Below are 15,370 nucleotides of genomic sequence, written 5' to 3'. Positions count from 1 at the left end.
GATAACTTGACTATGCCCACGTTTACAACCATTCTTCAGAAGTTTGACAAAAAAGGCGAGAAAACCGGCTGGACATACATCGAACTGCCGATTGATGTGACGGATGTGCTAAAACCCGGACAGAAAACGTCTTTTCGGGTTAAAGGAACGCTGGATAATCTGGAAATTAAACAGGTAGCCCTGATCCCGATGGGGCGATCGGGCGATTCGGAAGGGGCGTTTATTATGCCCGTTAACGCAACCATGCGCCGTAGTATTCGGAAAGAAGAAGGCGCATCGGTGCGGATTACCATTGATGTAGACGATTCGCCGTTACCCTTATCCGCCGACTTTCTGGCGTGTTTGCAGGATGATCCTGATGCATTCAAATTCTTTGAAACGTTGCCCAAAGGCCACCAGAACTACTTCAGCAAATGGATCGAAGACGCCAAAACTACCGAAACCAAAGCCAATCGCATTACCAAAGCCTTGAGGGGATTGTCGATGGGAATGGGGTATGGTGAGATGATTCGATACTTTAAAAATCAGCAGTAATTAGTTGTCCTGCTGACGAAAATTTCCTTCATCAGCAGGACAATTAAGTTACCTGGCTTATTCAGTTAAACGGAATTGTTACTTTCACACACATGTTCCGGCCCATGCCGTATATGCCCAGATGCCCATTGGGCGAATGCGTAAAGTATTCGAAATACTTCAATCGGCTCAGATTGGACTGATAAGCAACATCGAACAAATTATTGACCTGGAACAAAACGCGTAGCGCGGGCCGGTTCTGGCCAATATGAATCGCACCATCGATCCCGGCATTGACGAGCGTATAGGCTGCTGTGGCTGTTTCGGTATTGTTCAGGCCCAGATACCGATCCTGACGGGCATTGTGATCGACATCCGCTTTAACCGTCAGTTCCGAGAGCCACTGACTTTTCGTCGGAATGAGCTGACTAACACCCGTCGAGATGCGCAGCGGAGGAATAAAAGGTAAATATTCACCATGTACGCCCGTTTCTGCAAAACGGCTCCCACGATTGAAACCATAGACAACAGCTATACTATTATCGAAACTGAAGCCCCGCCAGCCGGTTGGATGAATACTGAACTGGGTTTCGAACCCATAAAGTTGTGCCGATGCCTGCTGATACTGAAACGTTTTGTTCCCCGGCACAATGACCACCGGGTTGCCTTGTGCATCAACTAACTGCGCCAGCGATATGTAGTTCTGAATGTAGTTGTTGAATACACTGACCCCCACATTCACATCGGGAAGGGTGAGCGTCAGGCCAATATCTTCCTGTAAGCTGAATTCGGGTTTGAAATTTCGGTTTCCCATATACACAATGTGGGCACCGGGATCGAGCCCATTCGATGCAATTTCGGTAATGCTGGGTGCCCGATAACCCCGTGCAATATTGGCTTTTAGAGCCAGTTTGTCGGAGAACTCATAGGTGAGCCCCACGCTCATTGAAACACCGGTAAAGGACTGATGCAAACGAGGGAATTGTAAGGTTGCCCCGGCTGTATCGGGGAGGGTAACATGCTCATCGAAGCCATCCCGAACATTGGCACGAACGTAAAAATCATCGCCACGTAGCTGACGCTGGTCATAACGAGCACCCCCGCTCAAGGTCAGTTTATCTACCTGCCATTTCAGGAAAACGAACGTGCCGACATCGAAGAGCGTATAGTCTGGAATCGGGAAGTTGGTGCCATTCTTGTTTTTATTGCTCTGATACATACCGTTTACCCCCACTGTAGTCGAAATGTTCGACAGGGTAGGCAGGTTGTAGCGAACACCATAGTTGAGGGTATTCAGGCGTACATATAGCCCCGGCTGATCAGGTTGCGTAGGGTGGTTGTATTCCCGACGTACGTTTTGCTGGAAGGCCAGCAATACATCGATTTCGCCGTTACCGATCTGGTAGTGATTGTTGGTATGGAGCCGGTAGTGCTGAATACGCTGATGTAGCGGGCCAAGCTTATACGGAGACAGATCGCTGGCTGGCACAATAGGCCGATTTTGAATATCATCCAGGCCCGATTCGGCGACCTGCTTCGTAAATTGACGGGTCAGCGAATCACGGCTTCCGTCTGGAATACCCTGCAAATTGTCGTAGAGTGAAGCCCCGAAGCGCGAGTAGCCGCGTTGCCCCGAATAGCCTAGCATTGCCGTCAGCGTTTTTTCCGAAAACCCGGTGTTATAGACGCGCCCGTCGATTTTATTCTGATAATTCGTAGCGGCCCGTAGCGAACCACGCAGATTCCAGGCCCAGCGAGCTCCACCGGATGCTAAACTCATCGACTCACCCAGCAATCGGTTATTCGACTGGTATTCAGTCACAATGCCTACTTTGATTTTCCCTTCTGTGTCTTTCGGATAGTTCGGCATCATACTGACCACACCCGCCAGCGCATCGGAGCCATACATCAGGCTGGCTGGCCCTTTAATGACTTCAGCGCGGTCAATATTGTAATTATCGACCTCAATACCGTGTTCATCACCCCATTGCTGGCCTTCCTGCCGAACGCCATCGTAGAGTGTCAGGACCCGGTTATAGCCTAGTCCCCGAATAAAGGGTTTTGAGATATTAGGCCCGGTTTTAACCGCGTTCAAACCGGGGGCATTCTTAACGAGTACATCGATAATATTACTACTGGCAGTGCCTTCGATTGCCCGGCGCGAAATAGCGAGAACGGCCACTGGATTTTGGCGAAGCAGTGTGCCCCGCGTAACACCCGTAACGACTACCTCATTGAGTGTGTTTGTATTGGGCAGCATGTCGACCGAATACGAATCGGTGCCGGGTTGGATCAGTAACGTATCCGATTGAAAGCCGACGCAGGAAATAACCAGTTTATGAGTTAACGAATCAGCTTTTATCGATAATGAAAATTGGCCTCTGGCATCGGTCAAAGCTCCTTTTGTGCTTCCGATGAGGGTAATTGTACCAAAAGGAATTGGCTTCCGGTTATCGGCATCAATCACCGATCCGCGAATAATTCGATTGGGAGTTGGCTGTGCATATGCAAGCCTTCCCATTAGCCCTATGCTAATGAACAGGAAAAATAATTTCATTCAGGATGTCTTCGTTTGGTTGAGTGCTCTGATGGAATGCAGCAACATGCACCGGTTGAGAAGCCGGTGAGCGCCAATCAGGAAATTACCAAACGATCGGTGGGCCCCGATGCGAGAAACAGTAAAAAGAGGAGACTGTGTGATACGTACGATCAGCAAACCGAAAAACAGCCTGGTGATAGCTTCGTAGTAGAAAAAGAAAAGCAAAAAAAGCACTGACAACAATGGGGAGATGCCCTGCCAAATCAAGCAATAAAATCTCCTGGGCCGTATGGGAATTTGGTAGAATCGGGCCTTTACCAAAGGGCCAGTAAGGGTGAGCATGAACGATCAGCCGCCCATCCGTTAACCGGTGTGCGTGGCGAAACACCACCCCGTTAAGCCACATGGCCAGAAATAGGCCAAGCAGGATACGGGCTACCCGGAATCGATGTATATGAAGCCAATCGATCATCTTCCTTGTACGCTAGTAGCTATGCTTCTGTGCGTCAATTTTCTACCAAATATAAGAAACATACGTTAGTAGACGTCGTTTTATTTATTTTTAGGCTCGTCTAAAAAAAATGTTGACTTCAGTAGAATAATGCCTGTAGTTTTTTGTATTTATAATGGTTCGGGCGGGCTTGTCGACTGACCCCAGTTACTTAATTCGTCTTCTGTCCAGAGTTCTGGAAAGAAAACGATTTGCTGTTGTCTGGGCGGCAGGTACGTTTGCCAGTTCGTTCCGCCCGTAGCACGGATGTCTTCCGGTTGTTTGTGCAGGTATTGCACCGCCGATCGCAAATGGGCCAATTTCCAGCGCACATTTACCCGCCAGTCATATTCACGCAGTGCTGTGACTAATTCAGATGTACTTTGCCCATCATGTTCCAGTTTTTGATAACGATGGAGTACGTTTTTGAATTGATAGTCTTCTGCGAGCCGAATCAGATGCGAGCTATTGTGTTGATCGAACTGTCGGAGGGTAAGCGTTTTTTGCTGAGTTGCCAGCTCAGTAGCTCCCAGTTTCCAGTACATAAACTCATACAGATCCGAAATATACGCTGGTTCCTCAGGAGCAGCGATCAACAGGTTTCGGAAGTCAGTCGATACGATCTCGATCTGCCGGAACTGCACCGACTGAAACCCACTCGATGGCAAAAGCGCCATTCTGAATTTCAGAAACTGGTCGCGTTCCATACCCGTAATCATAACGCTGAACGATTCTTCCAGCAGGGTAAAATAACGGTTCAGTCTCCCCATTCGGGCAACGAAAAAATCAGCGGTCAACGGCTCGGCATGAGCGATCTGGTCAATTTCGTGCAGAATAAGCTTGAAGTATAATTCGGTAATCTGATGATAGGTAACGAAGATCAACTCGTCGGGGTAGGCTGTTTTGGGGTTTTGCAGAGACAGCAGCGTTTCGAGGTGGATGTAGTCCCAATAGGTCAGGTAATCGGCCTGGAGCAACCCTTCGAGGTATGACGCCATATCCTGCCCCATAGCCGCAAATTTCTGCTCGAGCTGATTTAGTTTGTCGGTTAGTGATTCGTGCATGGCGAGTGAGTTTTGTCGATGGCGTAAAGGTCGTAAGCCGATAACTTCTTTGCGAATTTTGTGCGATCTCTTTACGACCTTTGCGCTGGCCGCTACTACGGCTCAACTGAATGCGTATGAACGTCGAAAACAAAACCATTATTATTTCAGGGGCATCGCGGGGTATTGGCCGGGCAACGGCTTTATTGCTGGCCCAGCACGGTGCCAATGTTGTTGCTACCGCCCGTAATGCTGACGATCTTAAACAACTCGAAGTGACGGCGACCGAAGGCTCTGTTCGGGGAAAGATCGTAACAGTTCCGGGCGATGTCGCCAATGAAGCCGATATGGCCGAAGTCGTTAAGGCCGCGCTCGATCAGTTCAGGCGCATTGATGTTGTGATCAACAACGCAGGGTATGGGGTTTTCAAAAACGTCGATGAAATCACGGTCAGTGAGTGGGATGACCTGATGGCTACCAACGTGAAAGGGACGTTTATTCTGACAAAGGCTGCGCTTCCGTCGATGAAAGCACATGGCTCCGGTCATATTGTTGTCGTGGCATCGGATGTAGCCAAGCGGACCTTCGCGGGTGGATCGCTCTACACGGCCAGCAAGTACGCGCAGGAAGCGTTTATGGGGGCGTTGCGTAAGGAAGTCCGGCCGTTTGGTATTAAAGTGACGGGCGTTTATTCGGGCCTGGTCGATTCGCACTTCCACGAAAAAGGTCATGGTCACGAAACGTCACAAAACTGGCTCAAAAACGAAGACATGGCCGAATCGATGCTGTTCATCGTCAGCCGCCCGGCTCACGTTGTGATTGATGAATTTATGGTACATCCGCTGGAGCAGGAGTATTGAGGGATGTAGTGTAAGCTATAAGGTGTATCCTATAGCTTACACTATCTACCATCTATAGTTCAACGTCAGCTATACAAGTTGGCCTTCGAGGGTTGCCCAGGTAGCCTGGTACAACCGCTCAAAGCTCTACTGACTCCAGTCCGTTGGTGTCCGATCCCAGCGATGACCTTTTAGTTCGTGCAGTAACTCCGGCGACAGGCCGCGCCCGTCACTAACGGCCGTGTTTGCCTCTACGTTTCGGAGTTGACGCATGCCCGGAATCGTCGTATGAACATCGGGGTTGCTTAAAATGAACCGCAGCGCCATTTCGGGCATTGTCATATCCGCCGGGATCAGGGGTCGTAACGCATCGGCATGATCGACACTGCTGTTAAGGTTTTCAGGAACGAAATAGGTCGAACGCCAGTCGTTGGCCGGAAAGGTGGTTTCTTTTGTAAATGTGCCGGTAAGCGTACCTTCATCAAAGGGTACGCGGGCAATAATGCCGAGGTTCAGTTGTTTACAGAGGGGAAATAAATGATCTTCCGGATTTTGATCGAAGATGTTGTAGATCACCTGTACGGCGTCGATCAGGCCGGTTCGAAGGGTGTTCAGACTATTGTCTGGCTCCCAGCGATTAACAGATAGGCCCCAGGCCCGCACTTTGCCTTGCTGCGTCAGTTTCGTGATCGCTTCCTGCCAGTCGTCGCGGTCGGCCCAGGCATCTTCCCAGACGTGAAACTGCATCAGGTCGATGGTTTCGACACCAAGGTTTTGCAGGCTTTTTTCGGTATATTCAACAATGTAGTCGGCCGGGAATACATCGTCTAACTGGAAGTCAGGTCTCGAAGGCCAGATGCGATTTTTGGGTGGAATTTTGGTGGCTGTATAGAGAATTTTGTCAGGGTTCCGTTTGAGCAGATCGCCCAGAATCTGTTCGCTCAGACCGGAGCCATAGCCCCAGGCCGTATCGAAAAAATTGCAGCCCCGTTCAACCGCCAGATCGAGTGCTTTTTCGATTTGTGGCCGTTCTGAACCAGTCCAGTCGGCGAGGCCCCACATGCCATAGCCAATTTCAGAGATTTCCCAGCCCGTGCGGCCGAATGTACGATAATTCATTTGTTAGGGGTTATTAAACACAGAGACACAAAGAACACAGAGTTTTTTGATTAACCCAAGATGGTTTACGGTTGAGATTCGAAAACAAGCCACTGGCCATTGAGGTTTTGATCAATCGTCCGTTGGCTGTTTTGATAAACCGGAGCCAGGATCAAATTGATTCGCAATCCTGCTTTCCAGGCGGCTTAATGGCGATAAACCCTACGCTGTCAATTGCTTCGACTTCTGATCAATGGCAGTATCAACGAGCGAATCCGCGAAAAATGACTTATAGATTTTCTTGCCTTTATAAACAACCGGAATTTCAACCTGACGTTCCATCGATCGCTACTAAGTAATTCGTGAGTAAGGCATTCCTTAAAAACACTTTCCAGAAAAAACAGTACAGGCTTGATCGATGCTGAGTTTTGCGATTGCTGTAGCAGGGTTGTTTAACTGAATGGATGTTATAAGTACAGAATAAATACTAAAAAAATATGCTTGTTCGCATTGTTCGCATGACATTTCAGGAAGATAAACTTGCCGATTTTCATGCCATTTTTGATAACTCCAAGTACCTGATCCGGGCCTTTCCCGGAAACCGGCATCTTCAGCTTCTTAGCGATCCCGATCGGCCCGACGTACGAATGACCTACAGCCTCTGGGACTCAGCCGATGCGCTTGACGATTACCGGCAGAGTGAGCTTTTTCGTTCAACATGGGCTGCTACAAAAGTATTGTTTGCCGAACGGGCTATTGCCTTCTCGGGCGAAAACCTGGAAACAGTAACACAGATCGATATGGCTTAAGCGCAAGTAAATCAGTAGCTTTTGAGCCTTTTGGTTTAGGGGATCCGCTCACCATAAAACCCCTGAACTGCCATGTATCGTTGGCTAACTGTCGTTGGGTTGATTGCCTGTCTGACGTTCGGGCTGGTTTCGGGGGCGTATGCACAAATGACCACTACGCTATCCGGCTTTGTGACCGACGCTACGACCGGTAAGCCAATGCCTTTTGCCAATGTATACCTCAACGGTTCTACGCGGGGTTCCATTACCAATGAGCAGGGACACTTTTCATTAACGGGTGTTCCGTTGGGGACAGTAGAGGTTGTGGCTTCTTTTGTCGGCTATCAGCCAGCGCACCAGACATTACGACTCAACGACGACCAGGCGAAGACAATCAATTTTCGACTGAAACCCGGCGGACAATTACTGGCTACCGTAACTGTTCGGGGCAATCTCAAGAAGTGGGAGCGGCATCTTCGTCAGTTTAAAAAGCAACTGCTTGGCGAACCATTTGGCGGGCAGTGCGAAATCATGAACACTGATGTACTCAGTTTTTCCGAAGAAAACGGACATCTGAAAGCCGTTGCTACTGAGCCGCTTGTTATCGAAAACCATGCGTTGGGTTATAAGCTCTGGTATGAACTGGCCTATTTTGATGGGACGTTCCAAAAGGTCTTTTATGCCGGGTCGACGCGCTTCGAAGAGCTAAAAGCAGCCGATGAACGACAGGCTAATCGATTTAAGCGAAATCGGATGCGTGCCTATCTGGGCTCGGTCCGGCATCTGATGGTCACGCTGATCGACAGTACCTATGAGCAGGAAGGCTTTCTGGTCTATCAGGAAGACTTAACTGTACCGATCGCCAGAGGTAAAGATAATCGGGCAACCTTGTATGGTTCAATAAGAGGGCACCTGAAGCCGCTGAGCATAAAAAAACTGATCCAGCCAGGTCGATTACCGTTTGAGCGCCGGCTGGTTTCTGACCGGCAGCTGATCGTTTTTTACACCAATGCGATGTCGCCTTACTCGCCCTATAGCGATGCCAGGTACGCTTATTCGCAAATCAAACTTCCTGCGGGACAAATGCAGATGACCACCGATGGCGTCATTACGCTACCTTATGGATCGGAAATACAGGGTTCACTGGCCGACGATCGCCTATCGACGATGCTTCCTGCCGACTGGAAGCCCGATCAGGAGAAGACAACTACCCCAACAAATGTCCCGGTGGCTGCACAGGGAAAGCTATTGCCACCCGATGCCCGAATGGAGCGAATTGTTACGGCTTTTAAGGAGCGTTTTCATGCGCTGGCACCGGTTCTGTTTGTGCATACCGATAAGCCATTCTACGCGACGGGTGATCGAATCTGGCTAAGTGCCTACCTGCTCGATGCGGCTACCAATCGCCGACCCGTTGGCGAAACGGCAATTCATGTAACCCTGATGACGGCTACCGGGCGGCTCGTTCAGCATCAGTGGCTGAAAATATCGGATGGTCGGGCGGCTGGTGATTTTCGACTGTCGGATTCGCTGGCTTCAGGAACGTATCATTTGAGGGCTTATACCGACGAAGACGATGGGCAACATCGACCTGCTTTTGAACGATCCATTGCCGTATATAATCTGATTCAGTCGCAAAATCAGGCAATAGCGGACACAGCACAAAAACCGCTGGACGTACAACTGTTGCCCGAAGGCGGTCATTGGGTGGTTGGGGTCCGGTCTCGATTTGGAATAAAAGTGGTAGCACCTGATGGCCTTGGTCGGCAGGTGGCAGGCCGAATTATTGATGATGCGGGTGCGGAAGTGGCTCGATTTACAACAAATCCGATGGGGCTTGGCAGTGTGGTGCTGGCGCCGGTTCAAGGCCATACCTACCGGGCACAGGTAACGGCTTTACAACCGGAAGCGAATAACCGGTTGACCGGCTCAGCTCAGCTACCTCCTGCCGAAGCCGATGGATTGCTGCTATCAGCCGATGTTGTTAGTGATAGCAGTCGGCTGATTATCACGATTACGGGAACAAATCGTCCGGCCGTCGATTCGGCTTATGTGTTGATACAGCAACAGGGCCGGGTAGTCGATCAGCGAAAATTTCAATTGCAGAATGGCGTGGCACGGATCAGTTTACCCATTGCCGCTTTGCCACCCGGACTGAATCAACTCACCCTTTATGATGCCTCTGCCCGTCCAAAGGCCGAGCGACTGGTGTTTTTGCCAGAACGATTAGCCGCTGTTCGTGTGCTGATGTCTCTCAACAAAACCCGTTATCAACCGCGCGAACAGGCTATTTTGAGTGTTACGCTGAATGACGATGGGCTTCCTGCTGTTGCCGTATTGTCTGCTTCAATAACCGATGCCGGACAGGTTCCCGACGATACCGCTGCGGCTACCATCCAGACGCATCTGCTGCTGAGCGGTGAATTACGGGGGCGGGTTGAGCAACCCAATGTATACCTTAAAGACAACTCGGCTGAAACACGTCGGGCTTTAGACGATCTGCTGTTGACTCAGGGCTGGCGTCGCGTAAGCGGCACACCCGATAACGAACTGCTGGGAGGGGTGTCGTTGATTGGACGAGTGCTGAACCAGAAAAATGAGCCTATTCCTGGAGCGCAGGTCATGATTGCCTCAATGGCTACGCAGAAGTCATTCCTGAAGTCAGCGGGGGCTGATGAAAAAGGATGGTTTCGATTAGCGGGTTTAGATGTTGCCGATACGATGCAGCTGTTAGCTCAACTGACTAACCGGGAATTGAAGCCGTTTCTGAATGATGAAGCTCATTTTGTGCTGAGTGGACCTGGTCGAACGTGGGATGTAGACACCAGCCGTATACCCTCAAATTGGCAGGCTTTACACATGCAGATAGCTGCAGCGAAAATCCGTCAGGAAGACGATGCCGCTTTTTACCGGGACAAAACCGTTAAACTCCTGAAAGAAGTCATTGTCCGCGCCCGAAAAGTTGAAGAACGTCCGGATGACATTAAACGAAGGAGTTTGCATAGTAATGCTGATGCTACGCTTGTGTTCGACGAAAAATCCCCCCGATTTCCGAACCTGTATGAAATGATTCGCGGGCGGTTTGCCGGAGTAGGTGTCACACAAATGTTGACTGGTGGTTATCAGGTAGTTGTGCGAGGATCGGGGAGTATTATGAGCGGCTCACAGCCCTTGTTTCTGATGGACGGAATGCCCGTTCAGGATATGGATGGAACGGGTTTGTTAAATTTCAATCCCAGTGATATTGAGCGCGTCGAGTTGTTGAAAAATGCTGGGACCGCTGGCATTTATGGCGTTCGGGGTGGAAATGGCGTCATCGCTTTTTACTCGAAAGTGTTTCGGCCCGATAAATCATCGACCAGTAAAAAAACGGGAACAAAGCCCCTGCAATTGATTGGGTATCCATCGGTGCTGCGGGAGTTCTACGTGCCGCGCTATGACAGTAAACCTGATGAAACAACACCTCCCGAAGTTTCGTCGCGGGTTGATCGCCGGGATGTTTTATACTGGAAACCACTGATTCAAACGGATGGGCAGGGACATAGTCAGTTGCAGTTTCCACTGTCGGATGTAGTCAGAACGTTGCGCATAACGGTGCAGGGCATCACCGCCGAAGGTCGGCCGGTGGTTGGTTCAGCGCTGATTCGGGTTCAATAAGGAGCCCACTGACTCCCTTCAAAAGTGTCTTTTGATAGTCAAATCACAAACGAATCGAGTTTGCTATAACTGACTCGCCCATCGTCGAGAAGCGCATAGGCTCGGTAATAGTACGTTCCTTTTGCTGTAAGGGTAATGCCTATTGAGCTGGGTAAAGTCAGATCTTTAGCTTTTGCAAGGGCTGTTGTTCCTGATGCATCGGCCAGCGATGGAGTTTTATTCGTAGTTGAATAACAAACACCCAGCTCTTTGACGGTTACGCGGGGTACCGAGGTTACGTTGAAGGTAAAGGTCACCACAGTACCACGTCCGGTTATCGAAAAATTATCCACGTTCGTAATGGTTACGGTGGGAAGGGTCGACGACGAAGTGGGTGTTATTTCTTTAGGCTCCAGATTCCATTTCGAACACCCGGATATTAACAGGCCGCCAAGTAGGGCAATCATTACACTATAAACTAGCTTGTGCCGGTAAGTTCGCCAGTTAGTCATGTTGTTGAGAATAGTGACTATATAAATAATTGTTGATTTTTTATAAAAATAATGAATCGCTTACTCGGAGTATACGGCTTTTGAGTGAACGGCTATAACCCGGAAATTGAAAATGGGCTGTATGGGTTTGATTTATAGTTTTTTGAGTTTCTGATTCGCCAGCCAGGCTACAATGGCCAGACAAACGGCAAACCACGCAAACGGTAGCCGCAGATCGAGTAGTGACAAAGCCCCAAAGATCAATGTGGTAGCAAAGCTCCCCAATCCCTGCAACGCCTGATTGATACCGAAAACTTCGCCCCGGTCTTCGTCGGTTGTTAGCTGAGCCATTAGCCCTTCGATCAATCCCTGAATTAGCGATAAGGTCAGGCAGTCTATGGTAATCAGGATATACAGCCAAACCAGTGATGAACCAACCAGCCCGTAGCCACCCAGCACGGGGACTCCGATAAATGCCAGCCAGAAAATGGCCCGCTGCTGGTTAATCCGGTCGGCAATGTAGGCGTAAAAGACATAACTGATGACCACGCTCAGAGCGCCGAAGTACATGAAAAAGTAAGAGATAGCCTTCGCATCCATTTTCAGTTCCCCGAAACTGGCGAAGATTACGAAGTAATTGTAATAACCAATGCTGAAAGTTAGCGCTAATTGCATGAGCACTAGTTGTTTCAAGCCCAGGTATTTGCTGTCTTTCGCCGTCAGGCGACTCCAGAGCAAATGCACATTCAGCGATTGAATCAGTTCGTTTTTGAGCGCTGATGTGTCAACGCCGGGCGGGTTTGGGTGAGTTTCGCGAAGCGTCCAGCTCAGGAGCATATTCACGCAAGAGAGCGTGACCGCCATAATCGCTACAACCTTTGCCTGATTGCCCTGAACGACATCAAACGTGGTCAGAAGCAGACCTGATACGGCTGGCCCAAGGACAAAACCAAGCGAGATTATAGCTCCTTCGATGCCGAGGTTTTTGAATAGCTGATCTTTGGGGGAAATGTCGGTTATCGCCGATCGCACCGTTGCATACATGCCGTTGGTTGTGCCGTCGCTGATGCGGTTCGCAAAATAAAAGCCTACCCGAACAGGCAACAGAAAGCAATCGGCCAGAAACGTACCGACCGATGAGAGAATAAAAATAGGTCGTCGGCCGTAGCCATCTGAGAGCTTCCCCAGCAAAGGAGCGGAGAACAATTGCATGCCTAAAAACAAAGCCGTACCAGCAGAAAGCCATAATTGTGGGCGTTGCAGGCCTTTTACGAATTCGGGTAAAATTGGCCCAACGGCTGAACCAACAATGACGTCGATCAGGATAATGGCATAAATCTGAGGCAGTCGAAAGTCACGGACTTTCCGCTGGCGCGGTTGCGTCATGGATGAACTGATTAATTGGAACGCAAAAGTCCTGTTTTATTTGGCCAAAGCTAGTTTTGCCTGGACTTTCCAGGCCGCGATGTCTGATTAAAACGTCATGATGTAAAACTGACAGGTAAACGACTTGCCGAATTCGCTCATATCATGCTGATAAGTAGGCTGAAATCCATATCGTTCGTAAAACTGCATGAGTTTAGGTCGCCCCGCGTCGGTTTCAAGCTGAAGCGTGTAAATACCTCGTTTGAGGCATTCCTCCCGGCTAAACTCCAGAATCAGCGCGAACAGGTTTTGCCCATTAAACGGACGCCTGATCGCTAATTTATGGATAAAGCCCGACGTGTTGGCCGGAATATCGGGCCAGTAATGCGGGTCTTCCCATTGAAGTATGAAGGCTGCTGCTGGTTCTGGTGCTGTTCCGTTACCGCGGTCGGTATACATCACATAGAGCTTATCGCGGGTAAAATCGTCGATGAGGTTGTCGAGTGTCAGGGCGTCAACAGTCCAGAGTTCGCGATCATTGTCAACAAGCCATTGACCGACTTCGCGTAATAGATCAACGGCCACTTCGGGCTGGTCGTTTCGGAAGAAGAATTGCATGGGTTGAATCTATCACTTTTTCCCCAAACCCGATCCATCATCTGTGACTTTACTCAACACGGATACGCCATTTTCGTCGAAGGCTTCGATCGCAAAATAATACGGTACGTCAACGTTTAGCGCCCTAAGTTCGAAGCTATTGGCCTCGTCGTTCCAGAACTGGTAGTTCTGATAAAGTTTGTCGGGGGCAATGCCCCAGCGGATGTTGTAGCCGACAACACCGGGAACCTTACTCCACGACAGGTCGGCATTGCGCTGGTCTTTCTGCCGTTTAGCGGTAAGCGTAGCGGGCGCTGCCGGGGCTTTCCCGAATCCATTGCCAAATATGCGGAATGCATTGATGGCCAGATGCGAACCCGCAACGTAAACGTGCTCGTATCGCACAAACCGCGCCCGAACGGGTTTGTCCAGCTGTACATAGGCGCAGGCCCGGTCGCGTTTGGGTTCTTTCGTGAGATCGGCAACAACATCCCACTTTTTATTGTCGGTTGAGGTCAGGATTTTGAACTGCGTGTACACGGTCGAATCGGAATCATAAACGGTTTGTTTATAGTCGATGTAATCGACCTGAACAGCCCGTATCTCACGTTCCGTTCCTAAGTCAGCGGTTAGGGTTTCACCTGGTTTGTTCTGAGCTGCGACCCAGAATGTGCGCGGATTTTCGTCGGCTACATTTGCTGCAACTCGAACGGTATCGGTGGGGGTCGATAGGGTCGAAGAAGCGACGACCGGTTTTTTGTAGTTGAGAAGCATCCAGCCCGTAAACAGTGCATCACTTTCCGTACCGTTCTGGTTGGGAATTTTTTGGGTAGGTAGGTAATGCGGAAAGTCGCCAAACCGCGTGTTGGCAAACATATGGTCGTCTTTGTCGAAACCTGCCGGATTCATCACAATTCGGCGTTCCATGCCCCAATTGTAGCCAATCCAGGTGGTGCCCGTATTCCAATAGTTACCGAAATTGTCCTGGAACGTATTGCCATGTCCGCAACCGGTAGCGAAACCGCCCGGCTTGTAAGCAACCGGATTATAAGGTGCATACTCAAACGGCCCCAGCGGATCGTTGCTAACATAAGTACCATTGCCATATACGTTATACTCAGTGCCGGGCGCGCCATATTGCAGGTAATATTTGCCCTTATATTTAGTCATCCAGGCGCCCTCCGTAAAGGGTTTGAACGGGTCGGAATGGTTAGGGCCGAAGCGTTCCCAGCCGTGTTTATACGGGTCTAGCCAGAGCATGGCTTTATAAGCCTGGGCTGGATTGTTGCCTGCATAGGTCAGATTGCGGCTCTTATCCAGCTCGGCTCCGAAAATCGGGTATACATTCGATGATCCCCAGTACATATACCATTTGTCGGTATCATCGTCGTGAAACAGAGCCGGGTCCCAGGGGCCAATGTCTTTGGGTAGACGGGGTAGCCAGCGATTATAAAATTTGAGTTTTCCTTTTTCGGGTTCCGTCGAAATAAAAATGGGCCGTTGCTCGAAGGTAGACTGAAACAGATACAGCGTATCGCGGACCGACATGGCCGCCGGAGCACACATGTCCTCCATTGGCCATTTGTCAGGTACGATATAGTTCCAGTTAATTAGGTCTTTGGAGTGCCACCAGCCACCCTGGATGGTGACGAAGAGGTAATATTCCTTCTTGTGGTTAACAATGACGGGATCGGCGCCGGACCGATACGAAATTTTCTCGTTGAGCTGCTCGAAGTTGTACCGATAACTGATGTCCATCGGGTTGCAGTAAGTTCTTTGCTGAGCGACGGACGGATAGGAAGAAATGAACAGAAGAACCAGATAGAGCGATAAACGCATAAAAATCAGTTGTTATTTCAGGGTTAAAGATAATTTGTTATTGTGAAAGTATAATTACCCTTAACTCTGAAATAGCAGTGAACAGTGTCTTGTTCTGGATGCCCATCACAACTGATTATGTACTTATCGCTT

General features: G+C 49.6%; 13 protein-coding genes. 4 read left to right on the top strand and 9 right to left on the bottom strand.

Annotated elements, in window-relative coordinates; translation table 11 throughout:
- Nucleotides 1-12: 12 nt before the first annotated feature.
- A complete protein-coding gene (locus G8759_RS27665) occupies nt 13-534 on the top strand; it encodes a YdeI/OmpD-associated family protein (RefSeq protein WP_167215757.1) in 522 nt (173 codons plus the stop codon).
- A 61-nt stretch (nt 535-595) separates the two neighbouring features.
- Here the strand turns inward: G8759_RS27665 and G8759_RS27660 are convergent, their stop codons facing one another.
- The 3 genes from G8759_RS27660 to G8759_RS27650 all read right to left on the bottom strand — a co-directional run bounded on the left by G8759_RS27660 (nt 596) and on the right by G8759_RS27650 (nt 4,606).
- Nucleotides 596-3,070 (bottom strand): TonB-dependent receptor, encoded by a 2,475-nt coding sequence (locus G8759_RS27660; RefSeq protein WP_167215755.1) that lies wholly within the window; start codon nt 3,068-3,070, stop codon nt 596-598.
- An 85-nt stretch (nt 3,071-3,155) separates the two neighbouring features.
- On the bottom strand, nt 3,156-3,524 hold the full coding sequence (locus G8759_RS27655) for a hypothetical protein (RefSeq protein WP_167215753.1): 369 nt from the start codon (nt 3,522-3,524) through the stop codon (nt 3,156-3,158).
- A gap of 149 nt (nt 3,525-3,673) precedes the next feature.
- Nucleotides 3,674-4,606 carry a tryptophan 2,3-dioxygenase family protein gene (locus G8759_RS27650; RefSeq protein WP_167215751.1) on the bottom strand — a complete coding sequence of 311 codons (933 nt, stop codon included), beginning with the start codon at nt 4,604-4,606 and terminating at the stop codon, nt 3,674-3,676.
- 116 nt (nt 4,607-4,722) lie between these two features.
- Between G8759_RS27650 and G8759_RS27645 the strand changes: the two genes are divergently transcribed.
- Nucleotides 4,723-5,445 (top strand): SDR family oxidoreductase, encoded by a 723-nt coding sequence (locus tag G8759_RS27645; RefSeq protein WP_167215749.1) that lies wholly within the window; start codon nt 4,723-4,725, stop codon nt 5,443-5,445.
- Between the two features lie 126 nt (nt 5,446-5,571).
- On the opposite strand, the gene G8759_RS27640 is transcribed toward G8759_RS27645, so the two are convergent.
- Entirely contained in the window at nt 5,572-6,543 is a 972-nt protein-coding gene (locus G8759_RS27640; RefSeq protein WP_167215747.1) for an aldo/keto reductase, read from the bottom strand.
- A 201-nt stretch (nt 6,544-6,744) separates the two neighbouring features.
- The gene (locus G8759_RS36045) at nt 6,745-6,864 is read right to left on the bottom strand and encodes a GxxExxY protein (protein WP_232073969.1); all 120 of its coding nucleotides are present in this window, start codon (nt 6,862-6,864) and stop codon (nt 6,745-6,747) included.
- Between the two features lie 155 nt (nt 6,865-7,019).
- Between G8759_RS36045 and G8759_RS27635 the strand changes: the two genes are divergently transcribed.
- Both G8759_RS27635 and G8759_RS27630 read left to right on the top strand, forming a co-directional pair.
- On the top strand, nt 7,020-7,331 hold the full coding sequence (locus tag G8759_RS27635; protein ID WP_167215745.1) for a putative quinol monooxygenase: 312 nt from the start codon (nt 7,020-7,022) through the stop codon (nt 7,329-7,331).
- 72 nt (nt 7,332-7,403) lie between these two features.
- On the top strand, nt 7,404-10,967 hold the full coding sequence (locus tag G8759_RS27630; protein WP_167215743.1) for a carboxypeptidase regulatory-like domain-containing protein: 3,564 nt from the start codon (nt 7,404-7,406) through the stop codon (nt 10,965-10,967).
- 38 nt (nt 10,968-11,005) lie between these two features.
- Here G8759_RS27630 and G8759_RS27625 read toward each other — a convergent pair whose 3' ends face one another.
- The 4 genes from G8759_RS27625 to G8759_RS27610 form a co-directional block, all read right to left on the bottom strand.
- On the bottom strand, nt 11,006-11,458 hold the full coding sequence (locus G8759_RS27625; RefSeq protein WP_167215741.1) for a DUF3823 domain-containing protein: 453 nt from the start codon (nt 11,456-11,458) through the stop codon (nt 11,006-11,008).
- Between the two features lie 132 nt (nt 11,459-11,590).
- The gene (locus G8759_RS27620; protein WP_167215739.1) at nt 11,591-12,823 is read right to left on the bottom strand and encodes an MFS transporter; all 1,233 of its coding nucleotides are present in this window, start codon (nt 12,821-12,823) and stop codon (nt 11,591-11,593) included.
- A gap of 87 nt (nt 12,824-12,910) precedes the next feature.
- A complete protein-coding gene (locus tag G8759_RS27615) occupies nt 12,911-13,420 on the bottom strand; it encodes a GNAT family N-acetyltransferase (RefSeq protein ID WP_167215737.1) in 510 nt (169 codons plus the stop codon).
- Between the two features lie 12 nt (nt 13,421-13,432).
- Nucleotides 13,433-15,238: a family 43 glycosylhydrolase gene (locus G8759_RS27610; RefSeq protein WP_167215735.1), complete on the bottom strand. Its 1,806-nt coding sequence runs from the start codon at nt 15,236-15,238 to the stop codon at nt 13,433-13,435.
- Nucleotides 15,239-15,370 lie beyond the last annotated feature (132 nt).

The organism is Spirosoma aureum (genome assembly GCF_011604685.1).
GTDB lineage: Bacteria > Bacteroidota > Bacteroidia > Cytophagales > Spirosomataceae > Spirosoma > Spirosoma aureum.
Note: the sequence above shows the minus strand (reverse complement) of the source record. Positions and strands in the feature narration are given on the sequence as shown.

Coding starts and splice junctions, on each gene's coding strand:
- G8759_RS27665 (WP_167215757.1), top strand. CDS start 13: ATGCCCACGTTTACAACCATTCTTCAGAAGTTTGACAAAAAAGGCGAG.
- G8759_RS27660 (WP_167215755.1), bottom strand. CDS start 3,070: ATGAAATTATTTTTCCTGTTCATTAGCATAGGGCTAATGGGAAGGCTT.
- G8759_RS27655 (WP_167215753.1), bottom strand. CDS start 3,524: ATGATCGATTGGCTTCATATACATCGATTCCGGGTAGCCCGTATCCTG.
- G8759_RS27650 (WP_167215751.1), bottom strand. CDS start 4,606: ATGCACGAATCACTAACCGACAAACTAAATCAGCTCGAGCAGAAATTT.
- G8759_RS27645 (WP_167215749.1), top strand. CDS start 4,723: ATGAACGTCGAAAACAAAACCATTATTATTTCAGGGGCATCGCGGGGT.
- G8759_RS27640 (WP_167215747.1), bottom strand. CDS start 6,543: ATGAATTATCGTACATTCGGCCGCACGGGCTGGGAAATCTCTGAAATT.
- G8759_RS36045 (WP_232073969.1), bottom strand. CDS start 6,864: ATGGAACGTCAGGTTGAAATTCCGGTTGTTTATAAAGGCAAGAAAATC.
- G8759_RS27635 (WP_167215745.1), top strand. CDS start 7,020: ATGCTTGTTCGCATTGTTCGCATGACATTTCAGGAAGATAAACTTGCC.
- G8759_RS27630 (WP_167215743.1), top strand. CDS start 7,404: ATGTATCGTTGGCTAACTGTCGTTGGGTTGATTGCCTGTCTGACGTTC.
- G8759_RS27625 (WP_167215741.1), bottom strand. CDS start 11,458: ATGACTAACTGGCGAACTTACCGGCACAAGCTAGTTTATAGTGTAATG.
- G8759_RS27620 (WP_167215739.1), bottom strand. CDS start 12,823: ATGACGCAACCGCGCCAGCGGAAAGTCCGTGACTTTCGACTGCCTCAG.
- G8759_RS27615 (WP_167215737.1), bottom strand. CDS start 13,420: ATGCAATTCTTCTTCCGAAACGACCAGCCCGAAGTGGCCGTTGATCTA.
- G8759_RS27610 (WP_167215735.1), bottom strand. CDS start 15,238: ATGCGTTTATCGCTCTATCTGGTTCTTCTGTTCATTTCTTCCTATCCG.